Raw genomic sequence first — 26,838 nt, 5'->3', positions numbered from 1 at the left:
CTTATACCGCCTTATTAGGATCGAAGGCATCGCGCACGGCTTCGCCAATAAAAATCAGCAACGAAAGCAGCACGGCCACAGAAAGAAAGGCGGTAATACCCAGCCACGGCGCCTGCAGGTTGTTCTTGCCTTGTAACAGAAGCTCGCCGAGCGACGGGGAACCCAGTGGTAACCCGAAGCCAAGAAAATCCAGCGAGGTGAGGGTGGTGATGGAGCTGCACAGAATAAACGGCAGGAAGGTAAGCGTGGCCACCACGGCGTTAGGCAGCATATGGCGGAAAATAATCCCGCGGTCGCTCACGCCCAGCGCCTGCGCGGCGCGAATATAGTCGAAGTTGCGGGTGCGCAGAAATTCCGCCCGCACGACACCCACCAGCGCCATCCAGCCGAAGAGTACGGTGATACCTAACAGCCACCAGAAGTTTGGCTGTACCACACTCGAAAGCAGGATGATCAGAAACAGCGTCGGCATGCCTGACCAGACTTCAATAACACGCTGGCCCCACAGGTCTATTTTTCCACCGTAATAGCCCTGAACCGCGCCGGCCACGACCCCCATCACACTGGAAAAAAGCGTCAGCATAAGTCCAAAGAGGAGCGATATCCGTGTGCCATAAAGGATGCGCGCCAGGACATCGCCACCGTTGGCATCCGTTCCCAGCCAGTTTTGCGCGGAGGGTGGGGAAGGGAAGGGCGTTGTGGTGGCAAAGTTAATGCTGTTTGCGCCAAAACGCACCGGTGCCCAGATAGCCCAGCCATGTTGCTCAATTTGCTGGCGAAGCCACGGGTCCTGATACTCCGCAGGCGTTGCAAACGGGCCACCAAAATCGCTTTCACTGTAATTAGCGAGAACCGGTACATACCAGCGGTCGTTAAAATGCACCAGCAAAGGCTTGTCGTTGGCAATCAACTCAGAGCACATGCTTAAAATAAACAACACGGCAAAAATCCACAGTGACCAGTAGCCGCGGCGGTTGTGGCGAAAACGGGCCCAGCGGGCCTGGTTTACGGGGCTTAAACGCGACATTAGCGGCCCTCAAAATCAATTCGGGGATCAACCAGCGTATAGCTGATATCACTGACGATATTCAGCAGCAGGCCAATCAGGGTGAAAATGTAGAGTGTGCCAAACATCACCGGATAATCGCGCGAGACGGTGGCTTCATAGCCCAGCAGGCCCAGACCGTTGAGTGAGAACATCACCTCGATCAGCAGTGAACCGGTAAAAAACATACTGATGAACGTGGCAGGAAATCCGGCAATGACCAGCAGCATGGCGTTGCGGAATACGTGCTTCCACATAATCTGCTTCTCGCTTACGCCCTTGGCGCGGGCCGTGACGACGTACTGTTTTCGAATTTCATCAAGAAAGGCGTTTTTGGTCAGCATGGTCAGAGCCGCAAACCCGCCAATAACCGTTGCCAGAACCGGTAGCGTGATATGCCAGAGATAGTCGGTGATTTTCTGGTACCACGGCAGGGTACTGAAATCAGCGGAGACTAACCCTCGCAGCGGAAAGATATCGAAATAACTCCCCCCGGCAAAAAAAACAATCAGCAGGACGGCAAACAGAAACGCCGGGATGGCATAACCGATGATGATGAACGTGCTACTCCAGATATCGAAACGGCTGCCGTTATAAACGGCTTTACGGATCCCGAGCGGAATCGAGACCAGGTAGATAATCAACGTTCCCCATAACCCCAGCGTAATGGACACTGGCAGGCTTTGCTTAATCAATGTTAAGACTGATGCACTGCGAAACAGGCTATCGCCGAAATCAAAGCGAATATAGTCCCAGAGCATTTTGAAATAGCGCTCGTGAATGGGTTTGTCAAAGCCATAGCGGTGGGTGATCTCGGCGATCACTTCAGGATCCAGTCCACGCCCACCGCGATAATGACTTTCACTGATATTCCCTACGCCGGTTCGCGCATGGCTCGCGCCCATTCCTTCACCGCCGCCGCCTGGCATACCGCCGCTATTACCAAACTCGATAGCGGCAATAGCCTGATCAACCGGGCCGCCAGGCGCGATTTGCACGATAAAAAAGTTAATCGTGATGATGGCCCACAGGGTCGGGATGACCAACAGCAGACGGCGGATAAGATAGGCACCCATGATGATTCCTTAGCGTCGCTCAGCGGGGAGTCTGGCGGCTTTGTTGACGTCATACCACCAGGTATCAAAGCCCAGTGAATAGACAGGGCGTACGGCAGGCACGGAGAACTTGTCCCAGCGAGCAAGACGATCTTCGCCCATATACCACATCGGCAGCATGTAGTAGTTCCAGGTTAAGACCCTGTCGAGCGCCCGTCCGAGCGGCAGGAGTTTTTCTTTATCGCCTTGCGCCGCCACTATTTTTGCAATCAGTGCATCAATCGCCGGGCTTTTCACCCCCGGGGCATTATATGAGGAGTCGATGTAGCTGGAGGCCCATGAAATTTGCAGATCGGAGCTTGGCCACGGCTGTGCGGGCCACAAGCGCTGCATCATGTCGTAATCACGGCTGCGCATGCGATTGGTAATCTGCGCGTTATCAACCTGACGAATGTTCATGGTAACGCCCAGCCGCTCAAGGTTGTGCTTAAACGGCAGTACCCACTGATCGTTGCCCCCGGATGAAAGCAGCAGCTCAAAGCTGAGAGGCTTACCCGTTTTGGCATCAACACGCTTTTGATTCTTCAGGGGCCAGCCCGCGTCCTCCAGCAGCTTGCTGGCTTTCAGCAGGTTGGCGCGGTCGTAGCCGTCACCGTTCGACACGGGCGGCTGAAACACCGAGGTGAACACTTCCGCGGGTACTTCCGCTTTCAGCGGTGCCAGCAGGACCAGCTCGTCAGCTTTCGGGTAGTCGCGCGCGGCATATTCCGTGTTCTGAAAATAGCTGTTCGCACGGCTGTAGGCACCGTAAAAGAGCGATTTGTTCATCCACTCAAAATCAAAGGCCAGGGAAATCGCTTCCCGTACCCGGCGGTCATTAAACACCGGACGCTGAATATTAAATGCCAGCCAGCGGGTGTCCTGGGCGGACTCATTTTTGTGCTCATCTTTAACGATGTAACCTTTCGCGAAATTTTTCCCGATATACCGCGTGGCCCAGTTTTTGGCGTTGCTCTCGACGCGCAGATCGAAGGCACCGGCTTTAAATGCTTCAAATGCCACGTTATCGTCGAGGTAGTAATCATAACGAAGGGTGTCGAAATTCCAGCGCCCGCGGTTAACTGGCAGATTTGCGGCCCAGTAGTCTTTGACGCGGGAATAGACCACATATTGCCCCATGCGCCAGTCGGTAATGCGGTAAGGACCACCTGCCAGAGGGGGAGTAGAGAGCGGGTCGCTCAGTTTGTGATCTTTCCAGAACGATTGAGGCATCACCGGCAGTGAGAACAGGCTGAGCATATTCTCTTTGTTGGGTTCGCTCAGCTCGATGCGTACGGTGAGCGGCGCAATGGCTCTGACGGATGCGCCTTTGTACACGATGCGGAATTGGGGCACGCCTTCAGTCATAAATTTGTGAAAGGTGAACGCGACGTCACTGGCCTTAACCGGTGAACCATCGTGAAAACGTGCCCGAGGGTTTATCGAGATTTCAGCCCAGGCAAAGTTATCCGCGTAACGCACGTTATCGGCAATCAGTGGATAGTAGCTGCCGGGCTCATCATCAGACGTGACAAAAAGCGTATCGTAAAGTGATTCCGTTCGCGCGGCCGCCACGCCACGCAGGGCGTAGCGGTTGAAGTTGTCGAACGTTCCCGTGGCGGAAAGTGTTACCTTCCCACCTTTGGGGGCGGCTGGGTTGACGTAATCGAAATGTGTAAAATTGACCGCGTATTTCGGCTCGCCAATCACCGCGAAGGCGATATTTTCTTTGATGGCTTGCGCCTGGCTGGACAGGCTCGTGAATGCCAACATCAGCAACATAAAGCGCATAAGCATCTCGTGGCGGCTCCTTCTTTTACAAACCAGCTCAGTTAAGCTGAATAATAAGTGACGTCACGGGCAATGTGAAATTATTCACTGCCGGGCGAAACGTCAGGCCGCCAGTTGCGGAACTGATCCAGTGGCATCGGGCGGCTAATCCAGTAGCCCTGCAGGAAATTGACGCCATGCTCGCGTAGCCATGCAGCCTGTTCCGGGGTTTCCACCCCTTCGGCGACGGTCAACATATTCATTCGTCTTGCCAGCGTCAGGACTGCATCCAGCACCGGTGACGTCACGGTCTCCGTGCCTATTGCATTAACAAAACCACGATCAATCTTGAGATAGTCCATGGTGAAATGTTCAAGATAAATCAGCGCGCTGTGACCAGTACCAAAATCATCAATGGCTATCTCAAACCCTTCGTTATGCAGCCATTCGAAGAGGCTGTTGGCTTCCCGATGATTAAGCATGTCGCGCTCGGTAATTTCCAGCACGATCTGGAAGTAATCCGGCGGCAGTAACGCTTTGAAGGTGAGCATGTCTTCTTTGAAGCTTTCCGCATGCAAATGCCCAGGCGCAATGTTGATGCCGAGTTTTGCGCCCGGCGGTAGCACGGTCTGTAATACCGGCGCATCGTGAATGATGAGATCAAAAAGATGCAGCGTCAGCGGAACGATCAGCTTCTGTGCCTCTGCAAAATTGATAAAGGCGTCAGGCGGAATCTCACCCATGGTCGGGTGTTTCCAGCGCATCAACACCTCGACACCGCGCATTTTCAGCTCTTTTGCGTCCACCACAGGTTGATAGACCACATAGAATTGATCGCGCTTAATGGCGCTTAAAATCTCTTTACCCGGATTCAGCCGTATGCTGAGGATATAGTAATTGAGCGATCCGGCCGCAATGCCGCACACCAGTCCGAAGAACAGAGCGTAAAGGATTTCATCGCTGGTCCAGGCGTCCGCATACAGTTTAATGGTCAGGGGGACGTTTTTCAGCGTAGCGATGCGGCTCGGTGCTTCATCTAAATCACGCGCTTTGACCAGCTTGCTGGACATCGTCGTTAGGGCATAATCGCCAATGATGATGGCGATGCCAGCGAACTCGTCCTGGCGGGCTGTGTAGAGCAGATAAGGTGTCAGATTGATATTCACCGAGGTGAACACACCGCCATCTTTAACTAACGGGTTACGATACCAGATGGCAATCGCGGGCTTGTTGGGCAACATCGGGGTGCCTGGAAGCAAGGCCATATCGATCTGCTTATTAATGTGCAGCTCGGGTATCAGCTCCTCCATCGGGACATTCATTGGACCTGTGGCGGATGAACAGAACGCAATTTTGTCCCTGACCAACAAAAAGGCGCGCACGTTGAGGCTAAATGCTGCGCGTGAAGTCAGTTCTGCATTGACGTCGTGGCAATTGTTCAGCGTGAGTGGCTGGAGGATGTCGATAGAGGTTTTTAACTCTGCAAAATAGCTCTCCATGTAGAGGTTGACTGACCTGCCCCCACGATTAGATACAACACTCAGTTAGTAACGTCGGAATCTTCATTCTCAGAATGACCCTTTCTCCAGCCCGCTGCAAATTCAGACGGTGTCTGATAATTCAGCGTGGAGTGCGGGCGGCATTCGTTATAATCCTGCCGCCAGTCATTAATAATTTTCCTGGCATGAACGATATCGCTGAACCAGTGCTCATTCAAACATTCATCGCGAAATCGTCCGTTAAAGCTCTCAATAAATCCGTTCTGCGTTGGCTTGCCCGGCTGGATTAAGCGCAACTCAACACCATGCTCAAAGGCCCATTGATCCAGTGCACGGCAAGTGAACTCCGGCCCCTGGTCAGTTCTTATCGTCGCCGGATAGCCTCGAAACAGTGCAATGCTGTCCAGAATACGCGTGACCTGAACGCCTGAAATCCCAAAGGCAACAGTGACCGTCAGGCATTCCTTTGTGAAATCATCGACGCAGGTAAGACACTTGATCCTGCGACCGGTGGAAAGTGCGTCCATGACGAAATCCATCGACCAGGTCAGATTGGGCGCCGCCGGACGGAGCAGCGGCAGACGTTCTGTTGCCAGCCCTTTACGACGTCTTCTGCGTTTTACGCCCAGGCCACTGAGGTGATAAAGCCGGTACACGCGCTTATGATTAACATGAAGCCCTTCACGGCGCAGCAACTGCCAAATACGACGGTAGCCAAAACGCCTGCGCTCCAGTGCCAGCTCAGTGATGCGCCCTGATAAATGCGCATCAGCAGCCGGACGGTGAGCCTCATAGCGGCAGGTCGACAGGGATAAACCTGTAAGCCTGCAGGCACGACGTTGCGACAGACCGGTCGCATCACACATCAACATCACGGCTTCCCGCTTCTGGTCTGTCGTCAGTACTTTCGCCCAAGAGCCACCTGAAGCGCCTCTTTATCCAGCATGGCTTCGGCAAGCAGCTTCTTGAGTCTGGCGTTCTCTTCCTCAAGCGACTTCAGGCGCTTAACTTCAGGCACCGCCATACCGCCATACTTCTTACGCCAGGTGTAAAACGTGGCATCGGAAATGGCATGCTTGCGGCAGAGTTCACGGGCGGGTACCCCAGCTTCGGCTTCGCGGAGAATACTGATGATCTGTTCGTCGGAAAAACGCTTCTTCATGGGGATGTCCTCATGTGGCTTATGAAGACATTACTAACATCGGGGTGTACTAATCAACGGGGAGCAGGTCATGACATCGTTAATCAGAGTGTCGAATTTTACGTCCCGCTTGTGGTAGCTCCAGAAAAATTGCAATGAACCCAGGAGCAGGGCAGCGATCAGGCCTGTGATAATGCTGAGGATCAGTATCTTGCGATTACTGGAGAAGTAGCGGGTGAACATAGACGTTGTGGTTCCTGAATTGCCGCCGAATGTATTCAGTGTAACGGGCAAAAAAAAACACCGCCGAAGCAGTGCTTTTTTTCATCATATCGCCAGCCAAGGGATAACCAACGATACAATTTCCATATTAACTGCGGGTCAGTACTCGGCGCGCTTCGTTGTAGCGCTTTTTCCAGTACGGTTCGTTCATGCTGGAAATGGTCACACCGCTACTGGTGGAGGCATGTACAAACTGGTCATTACCAATATAGATGCCCACATGTCGACCTGTAGAACCGGCGCGGAACAGAACTAAGTCACCGGTGCGCAGTTTAGTTCGTGAAATCGACTTGCCCATCTCCTGCTGTTCGTAAGTCGAACGCGGAAGATCTAACCCGAATTGCTCACGGAAAGTACGCTGTACAAAACCGGAACAATCAATACCTGTTTTCGTGCTGCCGCCAAGACGGTAACGCACGCCTTTCCAGTCAGCATACTGGTCCATAATGCGGGACTTCACGTCCAGATTACGTACCATATTTTCAAATTCATCCTGAGAGGCTTGCAGTGACGAGGAATCTTCCATTCCCACAACACGCGTCTCAGGATGCATATTCTTTGCGGTGTTCGATGTACTACATGCAGACAACAGTACCGCGACTGCTATCGCCGGGATCCCCCGTAAGATATATCTCAGAAACGGTTGAGATTTGACCATTTTGTTTATTTTCCCTTGAAGTCCTTAACGACAAATATCGTTATAAAAATGCCAAACGTGACGAGACTAATTATCTGTTCACATTGAGACAATTCTTTCTGCTCACATTTGTGGCACAGCGCACAAAATTATTAGCCAGTGAAATAATTATCTCTATGGGGCAAAACGAGTTCGAGATTAACCGATTGCCTGGGGTATTGCGAGTAAAAAAAGCCTTTTTTTTATAAGAAATTGTGATACAGAAAGTAAAAACATGGAAATGCTCAAAATACCGACAGATCCGCCACCTTATCGCGTAATTGATTCATTTTTATCATGAATGTGATGACAGGAATATGACAGTGAGAAAAGATCGCGGCAGGAGACCTGTCAGGGATCATGTCGATCCCTGATAGCTAACGTTAATTTAGGTTAGTTATTTGTTTAATTGTTGTTGCGTTTTTCCGGGAAGATAGCGATCAAACAGCGCTATTATCCCGTCGCTCAACGGTGTCATCAAACACCACGGTAGAGCAATCAGAGCAACGGAGAGCGAACCGACGGCAATATCGGTGAACCAGTGGGCGCCAATCATTACGCGTGGAAAAGCAAAAACCACAAAAATAATCAGGGCTATTGCAAAGGCTTTTTTGCCGAAATAACGAAGCATAACTGCGGAAAAAATAAGCAGCATCATGCCGTGGTCGCCAGGGAAACTGTCCTTCGAGGCATCTTTTGTTGGAATATGCAGCAACTCACTGACGCGATAAATATCGCTAAAGAAGAGCGTTGGGCTGGAGCGCTTAACCGGAATAATCGCGGTTGCCAGCTGGTTAATGACCACGGCAAACAGCAGCATCACCAGACCGATAATCATAATACGCCGACGCCCTGCTTTATCCTCTTTCAACCAGAAGGAGAGCATCAGGCAGCCCATTGCCAGCAACGAAAAACCGTCGAAGGCGCGGTTGTTGGTGATAGCTACCAGCCACAGAAAGGCATTGCTCTTCACCAGCTCCTGGTTGAAGAAGTGAAAGATTGCAGAATCCAGCGGGAACCAGAAACCATGATTCGCCGGGATATACCAGGAGAAAAAGAGCGCCAGACCGGCGACATTAAGCAGTAATATCAGGGGAAATCGAGTCGTCATAACGTTCAGCAAAGAGTGAAAACAGGGGCAACGTTAGCCGCCCAAACTTAAACGAAGCTTCAACAGGCTGGACTGCAGGGCATTCCAGTCGGCGTTAACCGCACTAATTAACTCAATTCGGCTGTCCGGCGGGGCGACATTTTGCGTTTCAATAAAGAAATCTTCACCCTGACGATTGATCCGTACCAGTCCGTCTGGTGTGCGCATGATCCCTTTAACGCGATCGACCGGAGCAAGTCTGGCCCACTCAAGGATCCCGATGGTGTCAAAAACGGTATCTGCATCGAAGATCCATCCACAGGCCTGATACCCCTGACCACTATTCAGATTACGACGCCAGCGCTGGTGTTCCGGCAGGCTGAGGGCAGCCAGACCTTGTTTCACCGGGTGGCTATGGGCATGCTCTGCACTGGCCGGAAGTTCCGCTATGTTCAGACGAGGAAGGTCGAGCAGGGCGCTATCAATCCTCCCCTGAGTGGTCTGCACCCGTTGACGATTACTCCCGAAATGTTGCCACCACGCGTCCAGCGCGGACTGGCTTTCAGCCGTGGCGCGATCTTCTTTATTAGCAACGATAATGTCTGCTGAGGCGAGTTGATCGCGGAAGTTCTCATTGGCCACCGCTTTATCATCCAGAAGCTGGCGAGGATCGAGCAGGCACAGGGTGGCACGCAGATCAATCCACGGCTCGTAAACCGGTGCGGTCAGTAAATCAAGGATCTGCTTCGGGTGACCCAGCCCGGTGGGTTCAATCAGCAGGCGATCGGGTTTTCCCTGACGTAGCAAGGTATTGAGTCCTACCTGCATGGGCAAGCCATTGACGCAGCACATGCATCCGCCTGGGATCTCTTTGATCATCGCGCCGCTGTCCGACAGTAATGCGCCGTCGATGCCCACTTCGCCAAATTCATTGACCAGAACGGCCCATTTCTCGGCCGGATCTTTGTTCGCCAGCAGGTGAAGAATTGACGTGGTTTTACCGCTGCCGAGAAAACCGGTGATGAGGTTGGTTTTGGTCACGTGCGCTCCAGAAGAGAATTGTGATGCTATAACAATTATCTCTTATCCTGGCGAAAAAAGGGCGCAATGAGAAGGGGAAGGGCGAACGGAGGTCACCTCCGTTCGTGTTAAGCGCAATAATCGTTAAAGATTTAACGTTTCAATAACAGCCTGACGTGCACCGTGGCGGGCAATGCGCTGATATGCCTGGCTGACAGCTTCAACAAAAACGCTATTTTGGGCGAGATCGTGTCCAAAGACCTCGTTCAGCCCCAGCAGCGCGTTGACGCGATCGTCGTCGCTGCTGGCGTCAACAATCGTGCGGATTTTATCGCTGAGGGGATCGCGGACGTCAATTGTGTTTCCGTGTTCGTCAGTCCCGCTGACGTAGCGTATCCAGCCGGCCACGCCCAGAGCCAGCAGCAGCCACGGCGTTTTTCGCTCAAGATGGACGCGGATCCCGTCCAGCATTCTCTGGGGCAGCTTCTGGCTACCGTCCATTGCAATTTGCCAGGTACGGTGCTGCAAGGCCGGGTTAGCAAAGCGTTCAAGCAGGCTATCGGCGTATGCGGTGAGATCGACATCCTTAATGCGTAATGTGGGTGCCTGTTCATCGAGCATGAGCCGACGGGCGGCTTTGCGGAAGGCTGCGTCTTCCATACATTCATTGATATGCGCATAGCCGGCGAGATACCCGAGATAAGCCAGGAAAGAGTGGCTGCCGTTAAGCATGCGTAACTTCATCTGCTCCCACGGCAGAACATCCTGCACCATCTGGACGCCCGCCACTTCCCACGCCGGACGGCCGGCAACAAAATTATCTTCCACCACCCACTGAATAAACGGTTCGCAGCTGATGGCGCACGGATCTTCAACGCCGAGCGTTTCGGTGATTTCCGCCAGTGAGGCCTCTGTTGCAGCAGGAACAATCCTGTCGACCATGGTTCCGGGAAAACTCACGTGGCTATCAATCCACGCAGCGAGTGCCGGAGAGCGTTTTTGCGCCATGCCCAGCACGGCATTTTTCACCACATGGCCGTTGTCAGGGATATTGTCGCAAGAAAGCACGGTAAAAGCAGGTAAGCCGCGCTCACGGCGACGATGGAGCGCTTCGACAAGGATCCCCGGGGCGGAATGCGGCTCAGATGGATTTTCCAGATCGTGGATAATCCGCGGGTTTTGCAGATCCAATTTACTGGTAGCGGGATCGATGCAATAACCTTTCTCCGTGATAGTGAGCGACACAATCGCCACCTGAGGCTCACAAAATTTCTCAATAATAGCGGGCAGAGAGTCCAGCTTTGCGTTCAGACATTCATGGACGGCACCGACGATAATTGCCTCATTTCCTTTTGCACCTTTCTCCAGAACGGTGAACAAGTGATCCTGCGCACGCAGCTGGCTCATCAGCACATCACCGCTAAAGAGGCTAATCTCACATATTCCCCAGTCGCCGCCTTTCTCATTCAGCACCCGATTTGTTAACAATGCCTGGTGCGCACGGTGAAACGCACCAAAGCCAAAATGGACGATGCGAGAGCGTAATTGCCGACGATCGTAGCGCGGTTGCTGAACATGGGCAGGAAGGGCGGTGGAGGCAATTGTCTTCATGAGATACACACCTGATTAACCATTAATTAACAATGCCAGTGTAAAGTTATATGACAGCAAATAAAATTGGTAAGCCGTAAATATCCCTGTTCTGTGAGTTTGATCAATCAATGCGTGGCGGTATATTGACCCTTCATGGTAAACATGTATGGTAGTCGTCATTGCGGTAACGCATATTGGTATAACAACTTAAGAGGGTGAGGCAATGGAACAAACCTGGCGTTGGTACGGGCCGAACGATCCGGTTTCTCTTGATGATGTGCGTCAGGCTGGCGCAACGGGTGTCGTCACGGCGCTGCATCATATTCCTAACGGCCAGGTATGGCCGGTTGATGAAATTCAAAAGCGTCAGGCTCTGCTGGCAGAGAAGGGATTAACCTGGTCTGTGGTGGAAAGCATTCCGGTTCATGAAGATATCAAAACCCATTCAGGGGAGTACCAGACCTGGATTGCCAACTATCAGCAGAGTATTCGCAACCTGGCGGCATGCGGCATTGATACGGTGTGCTATAACTTCATGCCTATCCTGGACTGGACGCGCACTGACCTTGAATATCAGATGCCGGACGGTTCAAAAGCACTGCGTTTCGATCAAATTGCCTTTGCGGCATTTGAACTGCACATTCTGAAACGTCCTGGCGCCGAAGCGGATTACACCGCGGAAGAGCAGCAGCAGGCGCGCGCGTGGTTTAACGCCGCCAGTGATGCTGACATCGAAAAGCTGACCCGCAATATCATTGCTGGTCTGCCAGGTGCGGAAGAGGGCTATACGCTGGATCAGTTCCGTGCACGTCTGGCGGAATATGGCGACATTGATAAGCATCAGCTTCGTGAAAACATGGCGTACTTCCTGCGCGCGATTGTGCCCGTCGCAGAAGAAGCGGGCGTTCGCCTGGCGATACATCCGGACGATCCTCCGCGTCCTATTCTCGGCCTGCCGCGTATCGTCTCGACGATTGAAGATATGCAGTGGCTGAAAGAGACGGTAGACAGCATCTACAACGGCTTTACCATGTGTACCGGCTCCTACGGCGTGCGTGCGGATAACGATCTGGTGCGGATGATTGAAACCTTCGGCGATCGTATTCACTTTACTCACCTGCGCGCGACCTGTCGTGAAGAGAACCCAAAAACCTTCCACGAGGCAGCGCACCTTGGCGGTGATGTGAATATGGTCGCGGTGGTGGATGCCATCCTGGCGGAAGAAGTACGTCGTAAGCAGGTTGGTGATGTGCGTCCTATTCCATTCCGTCCGGATCACGGGCATCAGATGCTGGACGATCTGCGTAAGAAAACGAACCCAGGTTATTCGGCAATCGGTCGTCTGAAAGGGATGGCGGAAGTGCGCGGCATTGAGCTGGCGCTGAAGATGACGAAGTATCCTGAATTGCTGTAAAAGAAAAACCCGGCGCAAAGCCGGGTTTTTTGTGTTAGTCAGCACGACCCATATAGCGTTTTTCTTCGATATGGATGCGAATTTTCTCGCCTGCAGACAGGTATTCTGGCACCTGCACAACCAGTCCGGTTGTCAGGGTTGCTGGTTTGTTACGGGCGCTTGCAGATGCGCCTTTGATACCCGGTGCCGTTTCAACGATTTCCAGATCGACGGTCTGAGGCAGTTCCAGCGCCAGCAGCACGCCATCCCAGGTCAGAACCTGCATGTCTGGCATACCGCCTTCGGGAATAAACAGCAGCTCTTCTTCAATCTGATCTTTGGTGAAGATATACGGGGTGTAATCTTCTTTATCCATGAACACGTATTCGTTGCCGTCGATATAGGAAAAATCGACATAGCGACGGGTCAGGGTCACGGTATCAACGATATCGTCACCTTTAAAACGTTCTTCAACTTTCAGACCGGTACGCACATCGGCGAAACGCATTTTGTACAGCGTCGCTGCACCACGGGCGCTAGGTGCCTGAATATCGATATCTTTCACAATCAGCAGTTTGCCGTTGTAATTCAGTACCATACCTTTCTTAATTTCGTTCGCTCTTGGCATTGCAGTAATCCTGTATACGGAAGGTAAAAAATATCGCGCCAAATTACTCGTGCGCGGCCTTTCAGGCAAGAGGAATTCGTGGCTTTTGCTATCAATACGCAAAAGGTGTTACTGTGCGCGCGATGCCCGGCTGCGCGGGCCTTCGTCAGCGAAAGAGAGCGTTTATGGATTGTCGTCCAGATTGCGGCGCGTGCTGTACCGCACCGTCCATTTCAAGCCCCATTCCAGGAATGCCAGAAGGCAAGCCTGCCAATACCCGCTGCGTTCAGCTCTCTGAAACTAACCTGTGTATGATCTTTGGTTCGCCCCTGCGCCCGAAGGTTTGCTCCGGACTTCAGCCAACAGCCGAAATGTGTGGCAGCACGCGAGCGCAGGCGATGACGTATCTGCTCGAGCTGGAATCGCTCACCGCGCCTTAAACGTCTTTGATCCTCGCCAGACAGCCAATCGTCAGCGTGCACATCACCAGCGCAATCCAGAACACCGTGTGATAGTTCCAGATTTCTGCGACGACCCCCGCCATTGAGCCTGCGATAATCCAGCCCACACGGGTGGTATTAGTATAAAGGGTCGTGGCCGAGCCTGCCTGACCCGGCATTAGATCCTGGAAATAGAGCATGCCAATCCCGGCCAGAATGCCGATATAGATAGCGTTCAGCAGCTGTAAAGCCAGTAACAACCCCGGCGTATGTAGCGTCAGCATACCGATATAGAAAAGCAGACCGGCGACGGCGGCGATACGCATCAGAAAACGCTTGCCGAAGCGCTTTGCGTAATAGCCTGCGATGAGCATCGTCGGGATCTCAAGCCCGGCCGCTGTTCCCATCATGATACCTGCCAGCTTCTCTGGCAGATGCAGTTCATCAATAATAAACAGCGGCATATTGATGATATACAGGCTGTTAGTGCCCCACATCAGGGTGCAGATAACAAACAGAAGCAGGGCATCGCGGCGGTTGCGGCGCGGGGCTTCCAGCGTGCCCGTCGCCACTTTGGGCTCTTTGCGCATCGACGGCAGAAAGAACCACACCAGCGCGCCACATACCACAAATGCGACAGCCGCACTCAGGTACATCACCGTAAAACCAAACCCCATCGCCAGCGCGTAAGCCAGCGGGGGGCCGATCACCCATGCCAGTGACACCTGAGCACGCATTACCGAGCTGAACATCACCGCTTCACGCCCGGTATGGTCGGCGTGCTCGCGGGCAAGCGCGAACATCTGTGGGTTAGCCGTCGAACCAAAGCTGCTCAGAAATACCCCGATGAACAGCAAAATGAAATAGTTGCGGTTCCATGCAAACAGAACGCAGGCGAGCACCCCAAGCAGACAGCAAAAGACAATCAGGCTTTTACGATCGCCTTTTCTGTCGGATCGGCCCGCCAGAAACTGACTCACCAGAATGCCGATGATGGCGCTTCCGGTAAAAAAGAAACCCACCATGGCCGGACGAGCGTGAACCTCATTGGTCAGAAATAAGCTCAGCGTCGGCGTCTGTAACGCACCGGCAATACCCGTAAAAAAGGCAACAATCAGGAACGCCGCTGAAGTCAAATCAAAGGGCTTTGGCGAGGTGGCCGCGGGGGTGTTATGCATGTTTTATAATTAACGAGTGACAGAGAGAGGCGGAGTTTACGCTGGCACTCATTAAATAAACAGAGGGTGCGGTCAATGATGCCACGAAAAATCAAAATGGCATTTCAACTTATAGAAGGTTTGACTGACCTTAGCTGAAACTGACTTGCTGAACTTCAGCAATATTCAGCTGAACGAAGAAGAAATGTGCTGTATCTCTAAATTCTGAGATCAGAAATACGAGTTTACTTGCAAGGCATTGCAGAAAGCGCAAGACTTTTTGAAACGTTTCAGCGCTATCTTGTTTAAGCAAACGGAGCAGGCTAGCGCATTTTTTCTCATTAAAGCTGAAACGATTCAATTTCAGCAGGAGTGGAGAACCATGTTCCAGTTATCTGTTCAGGATATCCACCCGGGCGCACAGGCCGGGGATAAAGAAGAGGCCATTCGCCAGGTTGCCGCTGCCCTTGTGCAGGCAGGTAACGTCGCGGACGGTTATGTAAATGGCATGCTGGCGCGTGAGCAGCAGACCTCAACCTTCCTCGGCAATGGCATTGCTATTCCGCACGGCACAACCGACACCCGCGACCAGGTGTTGAAAACCGGGGTGAAGGTTTATCAGTTCCCACAGGGCGTGCTCTGGGGTGACGGTCAGGTGGCGTATGTGGCCATCGGTATCGCGGCCAGCAGCGACGAACACTTAGGCCTGCTGCGTCAGCTGACCCACGTACTGAGCGATGATTCCGTTGCTGAACAGCTGAAGTCAGCAACGACTGCTGAAGAGCTGCGCGCCTTGCTGATGGGCGAAAAACAGAGTGAAGCGCTGAAACTGGATAATGAAACGCTGACGCTGGATGTAGTTGCCTCCGATCTGGTGACACTCCAGGCGCTGAATGCCGGTCGCCTGAAAGAAGCCGGTGCAGCAGATGCCACATTTGTGACGCGCGTAATCAATGATAAGCCGTTGAATCTCGGTCAAGGTATCTGGCTGAACGACAGTGCTGAAGGCAACCTGCGTAGCGCTATCGCCGTGAGTCGTGCGGCAAATGCGTTTGACGTCGACGGCGAGCGTGCGGCCATGCTGCTGACCGTGGCGATGAACGATGAACAGCCGGTTTCCGTGCTGAAGCGCCTGGGCGATCTGCTGCTGAATAACAAAGCTGAAAAACTGCTGAACGCAGATGCGGCGACGGTGCTGGCTCTGCTGACCAGCGATGATGCGCTGACTGACGATGTTCTTAACGCTGAATTCGTGGTGCGTAACGAACACGGCCTGCATGCCCGTCCAGGTACCATGCTGGTAAATACCATTAAACAATTTGAAAGTGAGATCACCGTGGCCAACCTTGATGGCACAGGTAAACCGGCCAACGGCCGTAGTCTGATGAAAGTTGTCGCGCTGGGCGTGAAGAAAGGTCACCGTCTGCGTTTCACCGCACAGGGTGCGGATGCTGAACAGGCGCTGAAGGCGATTGGCGACGCCATCGCGGCAGGTCTGGGGGAGGGCGCATAATGAGCAGACGTGTTGCGACTATTACGCTGAACCCGGCTTATGACCTGGTGGGGTTTTGCCCGGAGATTGAGCGCGGCGAAGTAAACCTCGTGCGTACCACTGGCCTGCATGCTGCGGGTAAAGGGATTAACGTCGCGAAAGTGCTCAAGGACCTTGGTATTGATGTCACCGTGGGTGGATTCCTCGGTAAAGATAACCAGGATGGTTTCCAGCAGCTGTTCAGCGAGCTGGGCATTGCCAACCGTTTTCAGGTTGTTCAGGGCCGCACCCGTATCAACGTCAAGCTGACGGAGAAAGACGGCGAAGTGACCGATCTGAACTTCTCGGGCTTCGAAGTGACGCCGTCAGACTGGGAGCGTTTTGTTAACGACTCTCTGACCTGGCTTGGTCAGTTCGACATGGTGTGCGTCAGCGGTAGTTTGCCGTCCGGCGTCAGTCCGGAAGCATTTACCGACTGGATGACGCGCCTGCGCAGCCAGTGTCCATGCATTATTTTTGACAGTAGCCGTGATGCACTGGTCGCGGGACTGAAAGCGTCACCGTGGCTGGTGAAGCCTAATCGCCGCGAACTGGAGATCTGGGCCGGTCGTAAGCTGCCAGAATTAAAAGATGTGATTGATGCTGCCCATGCACTGCGCGAGCAGGGTATCGCCCACGTAGTTATCTCTCTTGGTGCAGAAGGAGCGTTGTGGGTTAACGCTTCTGGCGAATGGATCGCCAAACCGCCGTCGGTCGATGTTGTCAGCACCGTCGGTGCAGGGGATTCCATGGTTGGCGGCCTGATTTATGGTCTGCTGATGCGTGAATCCAGTGAACATACTTTACGTCTTGCCACCGCCGTTGCTGCCCTGGCCGTAAGCCAGAGCAATGTCGGTATTACCGATCGTACCCAGTTAGCCGCGATGATGGCGCGCGTTGACTTAAAACCTTTTAACTAACAGCAGGAGAGGAATAATGAAAACGCTGCTGATCATTGACTCCGGTCTCGGACAGGCTCGCGCCTATATGGCGAAGACCTTGCTGGGAGCGGCGGCGAACAAAGCACATCTCGAGATGATTGATAACCCGGGCGATGCCGAACTGGTCATTGTTCTGGGCGATAAAATCCCGGCTGACAGTGCGCTTAATGGCAAAAATGTCTGGCTGGGCGATATTAATCGTGCGGTGGCACACCCGGAACTGTTCCTGAGCGAAGCGAAAGGTCACGCGTCTGTTTACAGCGCCCCTGTTGCTGCGGCACCGGTTGCGGCTTCTGGACCAAAACGCATTGTTGCGGTGACGGCCTGTCCTACAGGGGTAGCTCATACCTTTATGGCGGCTGAAGCCATTGAAACCGAAGCGAAAAAACGCGGCTGGTGGGTAAAAGTTGAAACGCGCGGCTCCGTGGGCGCCGGCAATGCCATCACCCCAGAAGAAGTGGCTGAGGCCGATCTGGTGATTGTGGCGGCAGACATCGAAGTGGATCTGGCGAAATTTGCCGGTAAGCCGATGTACCGCACTTCGACAGGTCTGGCACTGAAAAAGACCGCTCAGGAGTTTGATAAAGCGCTGGTTGAAGCGAAGCCGTATCAGGCAACGGGCACCAGTCAAAGTGCGACTGAAGGTAAGAAAGAGTCAGCAGGCGCTTATCGCCACCTGCTGACCGGTGTTTCTTACATGCTGCCGATGGTGGTTGCGGGTGGTCTGTGTATCGCGCTGTCATTCGCGTTTGGTATCACCGCATTTAAAGAGCAGGGGACGCTGGCAGCTGCATTAATGCAGATTGGTGGGGGTTCTGCGTTCGCGCTGATGGTGCCTGTGCTGGCGGGCTTTATCGCCTTCTCCATCGCTGACCGTCCGGGTCTGACGCCAGGTCTTATCGGCGGTATGTTGGCGGTGAGCACGGGTTCTGGTTTTATCGGCGGTATTATCGCGGGCTTCCTGGCCGGTTACGTTGCGAAGCTGATCAGCTCGAAGCTCAAGCTGCCACAGAGTATGGAAGCGCTGAAACCGATTCTGATCATCCCGCTGATTTCCAGCCTGGTGGTCGGTCTGGCGATGATTTACCTGATTGGTAAACCGGTTGCGGGTATTCTGGCGGGTCTGACCCACTGGCTGCAAACCATGGGTACCGCCAATGCGGTCCTGCTGGGTGCAATCCTCGGTGGCATGATGTGTACCGACATGGGTGGCCCAGTGAACAAAGCGGCCTACGCCTTTGGTGTTGGCCTGTTGAGTACCCAGACCTACGCGCCAATGGCAGCCATCATGGCGGCAGGTATGGTGCCTCCTCTGGCTCTCGGTCTGGCGACGATTGTTGCCCGCCGTAAGTTTGACAAAGCGCAGCAGGAAGGCGGCAAAGCGGCACTGGTCCTGGGTCTGTGCTTCATCACCGAAGGGGCGATTCCGTTCGCGGCGCGCGACCCAATGCGTGTATTACCGTGCTGTATCGTGGGTGGTGCCGTGACAGGTGCAATCTCGATGGCGATTGGCGCAAAACTGATGGCTCCACACGGTGGTCTGTTTGTTCTGCTGATCCCAGGCGCTATCACCCCGGTTCTGGGGTACCTGATGGCGATTGTTGCCGGTACGCTGGTGGCGGGTTTGTCTTACGCCGTGCTGAAACGTCCGGAAGCGGAAGTGGTCGCGAAAGCAGCCTAAGTAGTAAACAACAAAAAAGCCGGGTGCAAATGCAACCCGGCTTTTTTTATGCCATTTGTTCAGCGGTCTGCTGCGCCTTCAACCAGGCAATCTCTTCTGCCCAGATATCGGGGTTGATGGTTTCAAGCACCATCGGAATGCCGTCGAAGCGGGCGTCCTGCATGATAAAGCGAAACGCATCATGACCAATATTGCCTTCGCCAAGGCTGTGGTGGCGGTCAACGCGGCTGCCAAAAGCGCTTTTCGCATCGTTTAAGTGCATTCCGCGCAGGTACTTAAAGCCAACTATGCGCTCGAACTCATCAAACGTGTTTTTCGTTGCCTCGGTTGTGCGCAGATCGTAGCCGGCCGCAAAGGCATGGCAGGTATCAATACACACGCCGACACGGGTTTTATCCTCAACACCGTCGATAATCGCCGCCAGATGTTCGAACTTAAAGCCGAGGTTGCTACCCTGACCGGCTGTGTTCTCAATTACCGCGGTGACACCTTTGGTTTTATCCAGCGTGATGTTAATGGATTCGGCAATGCGCGCCAGACAGGCATCTTCATCAATTTGCATCAGATGACTGCCTGGATGGAAGTTCAGCAGCGTCAACCCAAGCTGTTCGCAGCGCTGGACTTCATCAAGAAACGCCTCGCGGGATTTTTCCAGTGCCTCTTCAACCGGATGGCCGAGGTTTATCAGATAGCTGTCGTGGGGAAGGATTTGGCCCGGCCCGTAATGATACTTCTCGCAGGCGGCTTTGAAATCATCAATCACGTCAGCGGTGAGCGGTGCGGCGCGCCACTGGCGCTGATTTTTGGTGAACAGGGCGAAAGCGGTCGCCTCGATTTCGGCGGCGCGAATGGCGGCATTCGCAAGGCCACCGGCAGCGCTAACGTGCGCTCCAACATATTTCATAAAGGGACTCCTGTTAACCCGAAATGCTTATGATAGCGGGTTAACAGGAGAAGGATGTAGTGGTTTATGCCATCAGGCTATGGACCACAAGGTTAATCGCACCCCCGCCGACTATCAGCCAGACAAAGAGTACCAGCGCCATCAGCAGCGGTTTTGCACCGGCCTTTTTCAGCGCGCTGACGTGAGTTGTCACACCCAACGCCGCCATCGCCATCGCCAACAGAACGGTATCCAGCGTCACCAGCATATCCACTACCGCTTTGGGCAGGAGGTGGAAGGAGTTAAAAATTGCCACCACGATGAACAGGATCGCAAACCACGGAATGGTAATTTTGCTTTTCTGATTACTGCCCGCTGGAGCCAGCTGTTTTACCCGTGCTGCCAGGAAAATCAGGAAGGGCGCCAGCATCATCACGCGCAGCATTTTGGCAATTACCGCCGCGTTTTCTGCATCCGGGCTAATGGCGTGACCCGCTGCCACCACCTGCGCGACTTCATGCACGGTCGAGCCGATATAGATGCCATAGGTTTCCGGGCTAAACCAGTGGGCCACCAGTGGATACATAGCCGGATAGAGGAAAATCGCCAGCGTACCGAAAATCACCACCGTCGCCACTGCAACTGTCACTTTACTGGATTCAGCTTTAGCGACAGGCTCTGTTGCCAGCACCGCTGCTGCACCACAAATACTGCTCCCTGCACCGATTAACCAGCTGGTTTGCTTATCCAGACCAAAGACTTTCTGACCAATAAAACAGGCCAGTAAAAAGGTGCTGGTCAGGGTCAGGACATCGATAGCAATCCCGCTGACGCCGACATCGGCGATCTGCGAAAAGGTAAGACGAAAACCGTAAAGAATAATCCCGAGGCGCAGCAGGTGCTGTTTGGCAAAAATCACGCCGCCATCGCACGATTTCCAGATGCGTGGGTAAACGGTATTTCCCACGACCATGCCGAGCAATATCGCCAGTGTTAAGGCGCTAAAGCCTGCTCCAGCGATGGCTGGAATGCTGCCGCCCCATAACGCGACGCCGGTTATCACTGCGCTGAGCGCAAGACCCGGCACGAAGTGCCACAATGTACGATGATGCTGTAAGGTGAGTTCTGACATAACCTTCTCCTTTGTCTGGCTAAAGACTACATCTCTCTGGTTTAAAAATAAAATTGATTATATACTTATAATTAATCTATATAAGTGGTAAGCAACCATGCACATTACATTGCGTCAGCTGGAAGTTTTCGCCGAAGTGCTGAAGAGTGGGTCGACGACGCAGGCCTCGCAGATGCTGGCCCTCTCTCAATCTGCGGTCAGCGCGGCATTGACCGATCTCGAAGGACAGCTAGGCGTTCAGCTTTTCGACAGGGTAGGGAAGCGCTTAGTCGTCAACGAACATGGTCGTCTGCTCTACCCGCGTGCTTTGGCATTGCTTGAACAGGCTACCGAAATCGAACAGCTGTTCCGTGAAGACAACGGTGCGATCCGCGTGTTTGCCAGTAGTACGATTGGGAACTACATCCTTCCGGAAGTGATTGCCCGCTACCGCCGGGATTTTCCGACCCTGCCGCTGGAGATGAGCGTTGGCAATAGCCAGGATGTCATCAACGCAGTGATCGATTTTCGTGTGGATATCGGTCTTATCGAAGGACCCTGCCACAACGTCGATATCATTGCTGAACCCTGGCTGGAAGATGAACTGGTGGTGTTCGCTTCTCCGGCCTCGCCTTTGCTACAGGGCGAAGTCACGCTGGAAAGACTGGCACAGGCGCAGTGGATACTGCGTGAACAGGGCTCTGGCACGCGTGAAATTGTCGATTATCTGCTGCTTTCCCATCTGCCGCATTTCCAGTTAGGGATGGAGCTGGGGAACTCCGAGGCGATTAAACATGCAGTACGTCATGGTTTAGGTATTAGCTGCCTTTCCCGGCGGGTCATTGCCGAGCAGCTTGAGACGGGCTCGCTGGTCGAAGTCCCCGTTCCACTGCCGAAACTGGTGCGCACACTCTGGTGTATCCATCATCGGCAGAAGCATCTTTCCAGCTCTTTGCAGCGTTTTCTGCGCTACTGCGAGATGTAATCGTCCCCTCACCCCAATGGAGATAGGGGAAAGACCCGATTTCTGCTTTGCTTATAATCCTGGCCGAGTCATGAAGCTCTCTTATAACTGCCTATTTCTGCCGGAAGGAACGCGGATCGTCTGCTACAATCGCGCCTCATTTATTAAATGGACAGCATTTTCACATGGTTTCAGAAATTAAAACCACAGAAGCGCCCACGCTACGTCGTGAACTGAAGGCGCGTCACCTGACGATGATCGCTATCGGCGGTTCCATCGGTACAGGTCTTTTCGTTGCGTCTGGCGCAACAATTTCGGCAGCAGGCCCGGGTGGGGCACTTTTCTCTTATATCCTGATTGGCCTGATGGTTTACTTCCTGATGACCAGTCTGGGCGAACTGGCCGCGTACATGCCGGTATCCGGTTCGTTTTCGACCTATGGTCAACAATACGTTGAAGAAGGCTTTGGCTTCGCGCTGGGCTGGAACTATTGGTACAACTGGGCCGTAACGATTGCCGTTGACCTGGTTGCTGCACAGCTGGTGATGAACTGGTGGTTCCCGGATACGCCGGGCTGGATCTGGAGTGCTCTGTTCCTGGCCGTCATCTTCCTGCTGAACTACATCTCTGTTCGTGGTTTTGGCGAAGCGGAATACTGGTTCTCTTTGATCAAAGTGGCAACCGTCATCATCTTTATCGTCGTCGGTGTGGCGATGATCGTTGGTATTTTCAAAGGCGCAGAACCGGCCGGGTGGAGTAACTGGACGATAGGCGATGCACCGTTTGCCGGTGGGTTCTCGGCCATGATCGGCGTGGCAATGATCGTCGGCTTCTCCTTCCAGGGTACTGAGTTGATTGGTATCGCTGCGGGTGAATCAGAGAACCCGGAGAAAAATATTCCGCGTGCAGTCCGTCAGGTTTTCTGGCGTATCCTGCTGTTCTATGTGTTCGCTATCCTGATTATCAGCCTGATCATTCCGTATACCGATCCGAGCCTGCTGCGTAATGATGTGAAAGACATCAGCGTCAGCCCGTTCACGCTGGTCTTCCAGCATGCCGGTCTGCTTTCTGCAGCGGCAGTGATGAATGCCGTAATCCTGACTGCAGTACTTTCAGCCGGTAACTCCGGTATGTACGCATCGACTCGTATGCTCTATACCTTGGCATGTGACGGTAAAGCCCCGCGTATTTTCTCAAAATTGTCCCGTGGCGGTGTTCCTCGTAACGCCCTGTATGCCACAACGGTGATTGCCGGTCTGTGCTTCCTGACCTCTATGTTTGGCAACCAGACGGTATATCTGTGGCTGCTTAACACCTCAGGGATGACGGGCTTTATCGCCTGGCTTGGGATTGCCATTAGCCACTACCGTTTCCGCCGTGGTTACGTCAAGCAGGGGCACGATATTAACGACCTGCCGTATCGCTCAGGGTTTTTCCCGCTGGGTCCCATTTTCGCCTTCATTCTGTGCCTGATTATTACCCTGGGACAGAACTATGAAGCGTTCCTGGCGGACACCATTGACTGGGGCGCCGTTACGGCAACCTACATTGGTATTCCGCTGTTCCTGGTAATCTGGTTTGGCTACAAACTGACGAAAGGAACACACTTCGTTCGCTACAGTGAAATGGAATTCCCGGAACGATTTAAAAAATAACCGCAGATCCTCTCTTTCAGCCCGCTCATTCGAGCGGGCTTTTTATTCCCGCACGTTGAAACAAAGATATATTTCTTAACAATTTAATTGATAATAATTATCGTTTGCTTTATCGTTATCAAAAATAAGCATGTCACCGACCCACCGCAGATGTGGGCGGCATGGAAGACGCTGTGAGCAATGATGATTTGATTTAGTTGTATTTACCTCATGGAGATATGGAATGTTTAGGTTGAATCCCTTCGTCAGGGGAGGACTTTGTGCGTCCGCAATGTCCCTGGCCCTGCCTGGTATCGCAGCGGAATCCGGCGACACAATGGTTGTCACAGCCTCCGCGACCGAGCAAAACCTGAAAGACGCACCGGCAAGCATCAGCGTGATTACCCAGGAAGATTTGCAGCGCAAACCCGTTCAGAATCTGAAAGATGTATTACGGGATGTGCCGGGCGTTCAGCTCACGAGCGAAGGGGACAACCGTAAAGGGGTAAGTATTCGCGGACTGGACAGCAGCTACACGTTAATCCTGATCGACGGCAAGCGCGTCAACTCCCGCAACGCCGTATTCCGCCATAATGATTTCGATCTCAACTGGGTGCCGGTTGACGCCATCGAACGCATCGAGGTGGTGCGCGGACCGATGTCTTCTCTTTATGGCTCCGATGCGCTGGGCGGCGTGGTGAACATTATCACCAAAAAAATCGGGCAGAAATGGACGGGCACTCTGAGCGCCGATTCAACGATTCAGGAACATCGCGATCGTGGAGACACGTATAACGGCCAGTTCTATACCAGTGGTCCGCTGGTGGATGGCCTGCTGGGCCTGAAAGCCTACGGTAGCCTCGCGAAGCGTGAGAAAGACGGTCAGCAGAAATCCTCTACCACGGCGAGCGGTGAAACACCGCGCATTGAGGGCTTTACCAGCCGCGATGCCAATGTGGAGTTCGCCTGGACACCGTCTGAAAATCACGATTTTACGGCGGGCTACGGTTTCGACCGTCAGGATCGTGACTCAGATTCCCTCGACAAAAACCGCCTTGAGCGTCAGAACTACTCCCTGAGCCACAATGGTCGTTGGGGGGTCGGCAGCAGCGAGCTGAAGGTTTACGGCGAGAAGGTGGATAACAAAAACCCGGGCAACAGCAATCCGATCACCTCCGAGAGCAACGCGGTGGACGGGAAATATGTGCTGCCTCTTGGCGAAATTAACCAGCTACTGACCTTCGGTGGCGAGTGGCGTCACGATAAGCTGAAAGATCCGGTCAACCTGACGGGGGGCTCCAGCAGCAGTACGTCAGCAAGCCAGTATGCCCTGTTCCTTGAAGATGAGTGGCGTCTCTTTGAACCCCTGGCGCTGACCACCGGCATCCGTATGGACGACCATGACACCTACGGTGACCACTGGAGCCCGCGTGCATACCTGGTCTACAACGCGACCGATACCGTAACGGTGAAAGGGGGCTGGGCAACAGCGTTTAAAGCGCCGTCGCTGCTGCAGCTCAGCCCGGACTGGGTCACCGGCTCGTGCCGCGGTGCCTGTGAGATTGTCGGTAACCCGGATCTGAAACCTGAAACCAGCGAGAGCTTCGAATTCGGTCTTTACTACAGCGGGGAAGAGGGCTGGTTAGAGGGCGTACAGGCTAGCGTCACCACCTTCCAGAATAATGTGGATGACCGCATCAGTATCAGCCGTACAGCCAATGTTAAACAGGCGCAGAGCTACCCTAACTACGTTGGTCTGAATGCGGACGGTGAGCCTATTTTCCGTTATTACAACGTCAACAAGGCGCGCATCCGTGGGGTGGAGACCGAGCTGAAATTCCCGCTGGCGGAAGACTGGAAAGTGACGCTGAACTACACCTATAACGATGGTCGTGACATCAGCAATGGCGGCAACAAACCGCTGTCCGATCTGCCGTTCCACACTGCCAACGGAACCGTTGACTGGAAAGCTACCCAGGACTGGTCGTTCTATGTCCAGGGTAACTACACCGGTGAGAAGCGCGCGCTGACCAGCAGTGCACCAACGCCAGGTGGCTATGTGATCTGGAATACGGGTGCGGCGTGGCAGGCCACGAAAAGCGTGAAGCTGCGCGCGGGTGTACAGAACTTGCTGGATAAAGACCTGAGCCGTGACGATTACAGCTACACGGAAGATGGCCGTCGCTACTTTGTCGGTGTGGATTATAAGTTCTGATAAAGCCAGGGTAAAAGCGAAACGGCAACGTAAGTTGCCGTTTTTAGTGTTTGTTCCCTCTCCCACCGGGAGAGGGCCAGGGTGAGGGTATCAGAGCGCACGCAGCCGCACTTACCCAAACAAGTGCTCCGCATGGAAGCGGAGATGATCCTCAATAAAGGATGCGATGAAGTAATAACTGTGGTCATATCCCGGCTGAATGCGTAGCGTCAGCGGCCAGTCCTTCTGGCGTGCGGCTTCTGCCAGTACCGCAGGCTGCAGCTGGCCGGCGAGGAACTGATCGGCATCACCCTGATCGATAAGCGTTGGAATTGCGTCTTCGGGCTTGCTGGCCAGCATCAGTGCGCAGCTATCCCACGCCTGCCACTTTTTCGCATCATCACCCAGATAATTTGCGAAGGCTTTCTGGCCCCACGGCACCTGAGTCGGGTTCACAATTGGTGCGAATGCCGACACACTGACGTATTTCCCCGGGTTTTTCAGCGCCATTATCAGCGCTCCGTGTCCACCCATGGAATGTCCGCTGATGGCGCAACGGTTGCTTACGGCAAACTCAGCCTGAATCAGCGCGGGCAGCTCGTCACGAATGTAATCATACATGCGGTAATGGTTTGCCCAGGGTTGTTCAGTCGCGTTCAGATAGAATCCGGCACCTTTACCCAGGTCGTATCCTGCATCGTCAGCCACATCATCCCCACGCGGGCTTGTATCAGGCATCACCAGCGCAATACCGAGCTCAGCTGCAATGCGTTGTGCACCTGCTTTAGTGGTGAAGTTTTCGTCGTTGCAGGTCAGGCCTGAAAGCCAGAACAAAACCGGCGGATTTTCCGTCGGCGGCAGGAAAATGCTGAACGTCATGGCACAGTTCAGGACGCTGGAGTCGTGCCGCCAGCGCTGCTGTCGACCTTCAAAACAACGGTGCTCTTCGAGCAGTTCCATGCAAGGCTCCTTAATGAGAATGCGTATTCATAAAAACCATAATACAGCCTTTTCATTGACCTGTGAGTAACTTTCACTTTCGCCAGACGACAAGATGCTGCATCATAAATTTACTTTTTTTTAACAATTGGA

The 26,838-nt window shown here is 53.4% G+C and carries 21 protein-coding genes and 1 pseudogene; 8 read left to right on the top strand and 14 right to left on the bottom strand.

The genetic code is table 11. The features are described from left to right. Nucleotide 1 precedes the first annotated feature (1 nt). From ACLHV8_RS14870 to ACLHV8_RS14830, 9 genes and pseudogenes are all read right to left on the bottom strand, one after another. The gene (locus ACLHV8_RS14870) at nucleotides 2–1,027 is read right to left on the bottom strand and encodes an ABC transporter permease (RefSeq protein ID WP_028016290.1); all 1,026 of its coding nucleotides are present in this window, start codon (nucleotides 1,025–1,027) and stop codon (nucleotides 2–4) included. After that, complete coding sequence (locus ACLHV8_RS14865; protein WP_028016291.1) at nucleotides 1,027–2,121, bottom strand: microcin C ABC transporter permease YejB; 1,095 nt, start codon at nucleotides 2,119–2,121, stop codon at nucleotides 1,027–1,029. Before ACLHV8_RS14865 ends, ACLHV8_RS14870 begins: the two co-directional genes overlap by 1 nt. Nucleotides 2,122–2,130: 9 nt before the next feature. After that, nucleotides 2,131–3,936 carry an extracellular solute-binding protein gene (locus tag ACLHV8_RS14860; protein WP_410376975.1) on the bottom strand — a complete coding sequence of 602 codons (1,806 nt, stop codon included), beginning with the start codon at nucleotides 3,934–3,936 and terminating at the stop codon, nucleotides 2,131–2,133. A gap of 74 nt (nucleotides 3,937–4,010) precedes the next feature. Continuing rightward, nucleotides 4,011–5,420 (bottom strand): annotated as a pseudogene (locus ACLHV8_RS14855) (cyclic di-GMP phosphodiesterase); the annotation flags it as partial. Nucleotides 5,421–5,449: 29 nt separating this feature from the next. After that, nucleotides 5,450–6,570 (bottom strand): IS3-like element ISSen4 family transposase gene (locus tag ACLHV8_RS14850; RefSeq protein ID WP_121528277.1). Its coding sequence is split into 2 segments (ribosomal slippage): nucleotides 5,450–6,312 and nucleotides 6,312–6,570, totalling 1,122 coding nucleotides; the frame shifts between segments, so codons are not numbered across the junction. 349 nt (nucleotides 6,571–6,919) lie between these two features. After that, complete coding sequence (gene mepS, locus ACLHV8_RS14845) at nucleotides 6,920–7,489, bottom strand: bifunctional murein DD-endopeptidase/murein LD-carboxypeptidase (protein ID WP_008500946.1); 570 nt, start codon at nucleotides 7,487–7,489, stop codon at nucleotides 6,920–6,922. 415 nt (nucleotides 7,490–7,904) lie between these two features. Next, the gene (locus tag ACLHV8_RS14840) at nucleotides 7,905–8,618 is read right to left on the bottom strand and encodes a phosphatase PAP2 family protein (RefSeq protein WP_208594224.1); all 714 of its coding nucleotides are present in this window, start codon (nucleotides 8,616–8,618) and stop codon (nucleotides 7,905–7,907) included. A gap of 33 nt (nucleotides 8,619–8,651) precedes the next feature. Continuing rightward, nucleotides 8,652–9,638: a CobW family GTP-binding protein gene (locus ACLHV8_RS14835; protein WP_208594225.1), complete on the bottom strand. Its 987-nt coding sequence runs from the start codon at nucleotides 9,636–9,638 to the stop codon at nucleotides 8,652–8,654. A 123-nt stretch (nucleotides 9,639–9,761) separates the two neighbouring features. Further along, nucleotides 9,762–11,228, bottom strand: a complete 1,467-nt coding sequence (locus tag ACLHV8_RS14830; protein ID WP_208594226.1) for a mannitol dehydrogenase family protein — start codon at nucleotides 11,226–11,228, stop codon at nucleotides 9,762–9,764. A 205-nt stretch (nucleotides 11,229–11,433) separates the two neighbouring features. On the opposite strand from ACLHV8_RS14830, the gene uxuA reads away from it, so the two are divergent. Further along, nucleotides 11,434–12,624, top strand: a complete 1,191-nt coding sequence (gene uxuA, locus ACLHV8_RS14825; RefSeq protein ID WP_028016297.1) for a mannonate dehydratase — start codon at nucleotides 11,434–11,436, stop codon at nucleotides 12,622–12,624. Nucleotides 12,625–12,658: 34 nt separating this feature from the next. On the opposite strand, the gene yeiP is transcribed toward uxuA, so the two are convergent. Beyond that, nucleotides 12,659–13,231 carry an elongation factor P-like protein YeiP gene (yeiP, locus tag ACLHV8_RS14820; protein ID WP_008500940.1) on the bottom strand — a complete coding sequence of 191 codons (573 nt, stop codon included), beginning with the start codon at nucleotides 13,229–13,231 and terminating at the stop codon, nucleotides 12,659–12,661. A gap of 164 nt (nucleotides 13,232–13,395) precedes the next feature. On the opposite strand from yeiP, the gene ACLHV8_RS14815 reads away from it, so the two are divergent. Further along, nucleotides 13,396–13,650 carry a YkgJ family cysteine cluster protein gene (locus ACLHV8_RS14815; RefSeq protein WP_032666680.1) on the top strand — a complete coding sequence of 85 codons (255 nt, stop codon included), beginning with the start codon at nucleotides 13,396–13,398 and terminating at the stop codon, nucleotides 13,648–13,650. Here ACLHV8_RS14815 and setB read toward each other — a convergent pair. Next, the gene (setB, locus tag ACLHV8_RS14810) at nucleotides 13,647–14,828 is read right to left on the bottom strand and encodes a sugar efflux transporter SetB (RefSeq protein ID WP_208594227.1); all 1,182 of its coding nucleotides are present in this window, start codon (nucleotides 14,826–14,828) and stop codon (nucleotides 13,647–13,649) included. The genes ACLHV8_RS14815 and setB overlap by 4 nt on opposite strands. A gap of 361 nt (nucleotides 14,829–15,189) precedes the next feature. Here setB and fruB point away from each other — a divergent pair, with 361 nt between their 5' ends. Genes fruB through fruA form a run of 3 tightly spaced genes read left to right on the top strand, consistent with a single transcriptional unit; the run spans nucleotide 15,190 to nucleotide 18,960 of the window. Beyond that, nucleotides 15,190–16,320: a fused PTS fructose transporter subunit IIA/HPr protein gene (gene fruB / locus ACLHV8_RS14805; RefSeq protein WP_049008320.1), complete on the top strand. Its 1,131-nt coding sequence runs from the start codon at nucleotides 15,190–15,192 to the stop codon at nucleotides 16,318–16,320. Beyond that, nucleotides 16,320–17,258, top strand: coding sequence for a 1-phosphofructokinase (fruK, locus tag ACLHV8_RS14800; RefSeq protein ID WP_014170919.1), 939 nt, complete (start codon nucleotides 16,320–16,322; stop codon nucleotides 17,256–17,258). Before fruB ends, fruK begins: the two co-directional genes overlap by 1 nt. Nucleotides 17,259–17,274: 16 nt before the next feature. Further along, the gene (fruA, locus tag ACLHV8_RS14795) at nucleotides 17,275–18,960 is read left to right on the top strand and encodes a PTS fructose transporter subunit IIBC (protein WP_028016300.1); all 1,686 of its coding nucleotides are present in this window, start codon (nucleotides 17,275–17,277) and stop codon (nucleotides 18,958–18,960) included. Nucleotides 18,961–19,006: 46 nt separating this feature from the next. Here fruA and nfo read toward each other — a convergent pair whose 3' ends face one another. After that, entirely contained in the window at nucleotides 19,007–19,864 is an 858-nt protein-coding gene (gene nfo / locus ACLHV8_RS14790; protein ID WP_049008198.1) for a deoxyribonuclease IV, read from the bottom strand. 64 nt (nucleotides 19,865–19,928) lie between these two features. Continuing rightward, nucleotides 19,929–20,975 carry a YeiH family protein gene (locus ACLHV8_RS14785; protein ID WP_208594228.1) on the bottom strand — a complete coding sequence of 349 codons (1,047 nt, stop codon included), beginning with the start codon at nucleotides 20,973–20,975 and terminating at the stop codon, nucleotides 19,929–19,931. Between the two features lie 97 nt (nucleotides 20,976–21,072). Here ACLHV8_RS14785 and yieE point away from each other — a divergent pair, with 97 nt between their 5' ends. The 3 genes from yieE to cirA all read left to right on the top strand — a co-directional run bounded on the left by yieE (nucleotide 21,073) and on the right by cirA (nucleotide 25,767). After that, nucleotides 21,073–21,939, top strand: coding sequence for a DNA-binding transcriptional regulator YeiE (gene yieE / locus ACLHV8_RS14780; protein ID WP_028016303.1), 867 nt, complete (start codon nucleotides 21,073–21,075; stop codon nucleotides 21,937–21,939). Between the two features lie 164 nt (nucleotides 21,940–22,103). Continuing rightward, nucleotides 22,104–23,573 (top strand): amino acid permease, encoded by a 1,470-nt coding sequence (locus ACLHV8_RS14775; protein ID WP_028016304.1) that lies wholly within the window; start codon nucleotides 22,104–22,106, stop codon nucleotides 23,571–23,573. A gap of 223 nt (nucleotides 23,574–23,796) precedes the next feature. Beyond that, nucleotides 23,797–25,767, top strand: coding sequence for a catecholate siderophore receptor CirA (gene cirA / locus ACLHV8_RS14770; protein ID WP_049008200.1), 1,971 nt, complete (start codon nucleotides 23,797–23,799; stop codon nucleotides 25,765–25,767). 111 nt (nucleotides 25,768–25,878) lie between these two features. Here cirA and fghA read toward each other — a convergent pair whose 3' ends face one another. Next, entirely contained in the window at nucleotides 25,879–26,706 is an 828-nt protein-coding gene (gene fghA / locus ACLHV8_RS14765; protein ID WP_208594229.1) for an S-formylglutathione hydrolase, read from the bottom strand. Nucleotides 26,707–26,838: the final 132 nt, after the last annotated feature.

This window comes from Enterobacter sp. CPE_E863 (assembly GCF_046521465.1).
GTDB classification, from domain to species: Bacteria; Pseudomonadota; Gammaproteobacteria; order Enterobacterales; family Enterobacteriaceae; genus Enterobacter; species Enterobacter adelaidei.
Note: the sequence above shows the minus strand (reverse complement) of the source record. Positions and strands in the feature narration are given on the sequence as shown.

Excerpts from the sequence above, each read along its gene's own strand:
- nfo (WP_049008198.1), bottom strand. The coding sequence starts at position 19,864 with ATGAAATATGTTGGAGCGCACGTTAGCGCTGCCGGTGGCCTTGCGAAT.
- ACLHV8_RS14860 (WP_410376975.1), bottom strand. The coding sequence starts at position 3,936 with ATGCTTATGCGCTTTATGTTGCTGATGTTGGCATTCACGAGCCTGTCC.
- cirA (WP_049008200.1), top strand. The coding sequence starts at position 23,797 with ATGTTTAGGTTGAATCCCTTCGTCAGGGGAGGACTTTGTGCGTCCGCA.
- fruA (WP_028016300.1), top strand. The coding sequence starts at position 17,275 with ATGAAAACGCTGCTGATCATTGACTCCGGTCTCGGACAGGCTCGCGCC.
- ACLHV8_RS14775 (WP_028016304.1), top strand. The coding sequence starts at position 22,104 with ATGGTTTCAGAAATTAAAACCACAGAAGCGCCCACGCTACGTCGTGAA.
- mepS (WP_008500946.1), bottom strand. The coding sequence starts at position 7,489 with ATGGTCAAATCTCAACCGTTTCTGAGATATATCTTACGGGGGATCCCG.
- ACLHV8_RS14865 (WP_028016291.1), bottom strand. The coding sequence starts at position 2,121 with ATGGGTGCCTATCTTATCCGCCGTCTGCTGTTGGTCATCCCGACCCTG.
- ACLHV8_RS14840 (WP_208594224.1), bottom strand. The coding sequence starts at position 8,618 with ATGACGACTCGATTTCCCCTGATATTACTGCTTAATGTCGCCGGTCTG.
- fruB (WP_049008320.1), top strand. The coding sequence starts at position 15,190 with ATGTTCCAGTTATCTGTTCAGGATATCCACCCGGGCGCACAGGCCGGG.
- uxuA (WP_028016297.1), top strand. The coding sequence starts at position 11,434 with ATGGAACAAACCTGGCGTTGGTACGGGCCGAACGATCCGGTTTCTCTT.
- yeiP (WP_008500940.1), bottom strand. The coding sequence starts at position 13,231 with ATGCCAAGAGCGAACGAAATTAAGAAAGGTATGGTACTGAATTACAAC.
- ACLHV8_RS14870 (WP_028016290.1), bottom strand. The coding sequence starts at position 1,027 with ATGTCGCGTTTAAGCCCCGTAAACCAGGCCCGCTGGGCCCGTTTTCGC.
- setB (WP_208594227.1), bottom strand. The coding sequence starts at position 14,828 with ATGCATAACACCCCCGCGGCCACCTCGCCAAAGCCCTTTGATTTGACT.
- yieE (WP_028016303.1), top strand. The coding sequence starts at position 21,073 with ATGCACATTACATTGCGTCAGCTGGAAGTTTTCGCCGAAGTGCTGAAG.
- ACLHV8_RS14830 (WP_208594226.1), bottom strand. The coding sequence starts at position 11,228 with ATGAAGACAATTGCCTCCACCGCCCTTCCTGCCCATGTTCAGCAACCG.
- fghA (WP_208594229.1), bottom strand. The coding sequence starts at position 26,706 with ATGGAACTGCTCGAAGAGCACCGTTGTTTTGAAGGTCGACAGCAGCGC.
- ACLHV8_RS14815 (WP_032666680.1), top strand. The coding sequence starts at position 13,396 with ATGGATTGTCGTCCAGATTGCGGCGCGTGCTGTACCGCACCGTCCATT.
- fruK (WP_014170919.1), top strand. The coding sequence starts at position 16,320 with ATGAGCAGACGTGTTGCGACTATTACGCTGAACCCGGCTTATGACCTG.
- ACLHV8_RS14785 (WP_208594228.1), bottom strand. The coding sequence starts at position 20,975 with ATGTCAGAACTCACCTTACAGCATCATCGTACATTGTGGCACTTCGTG.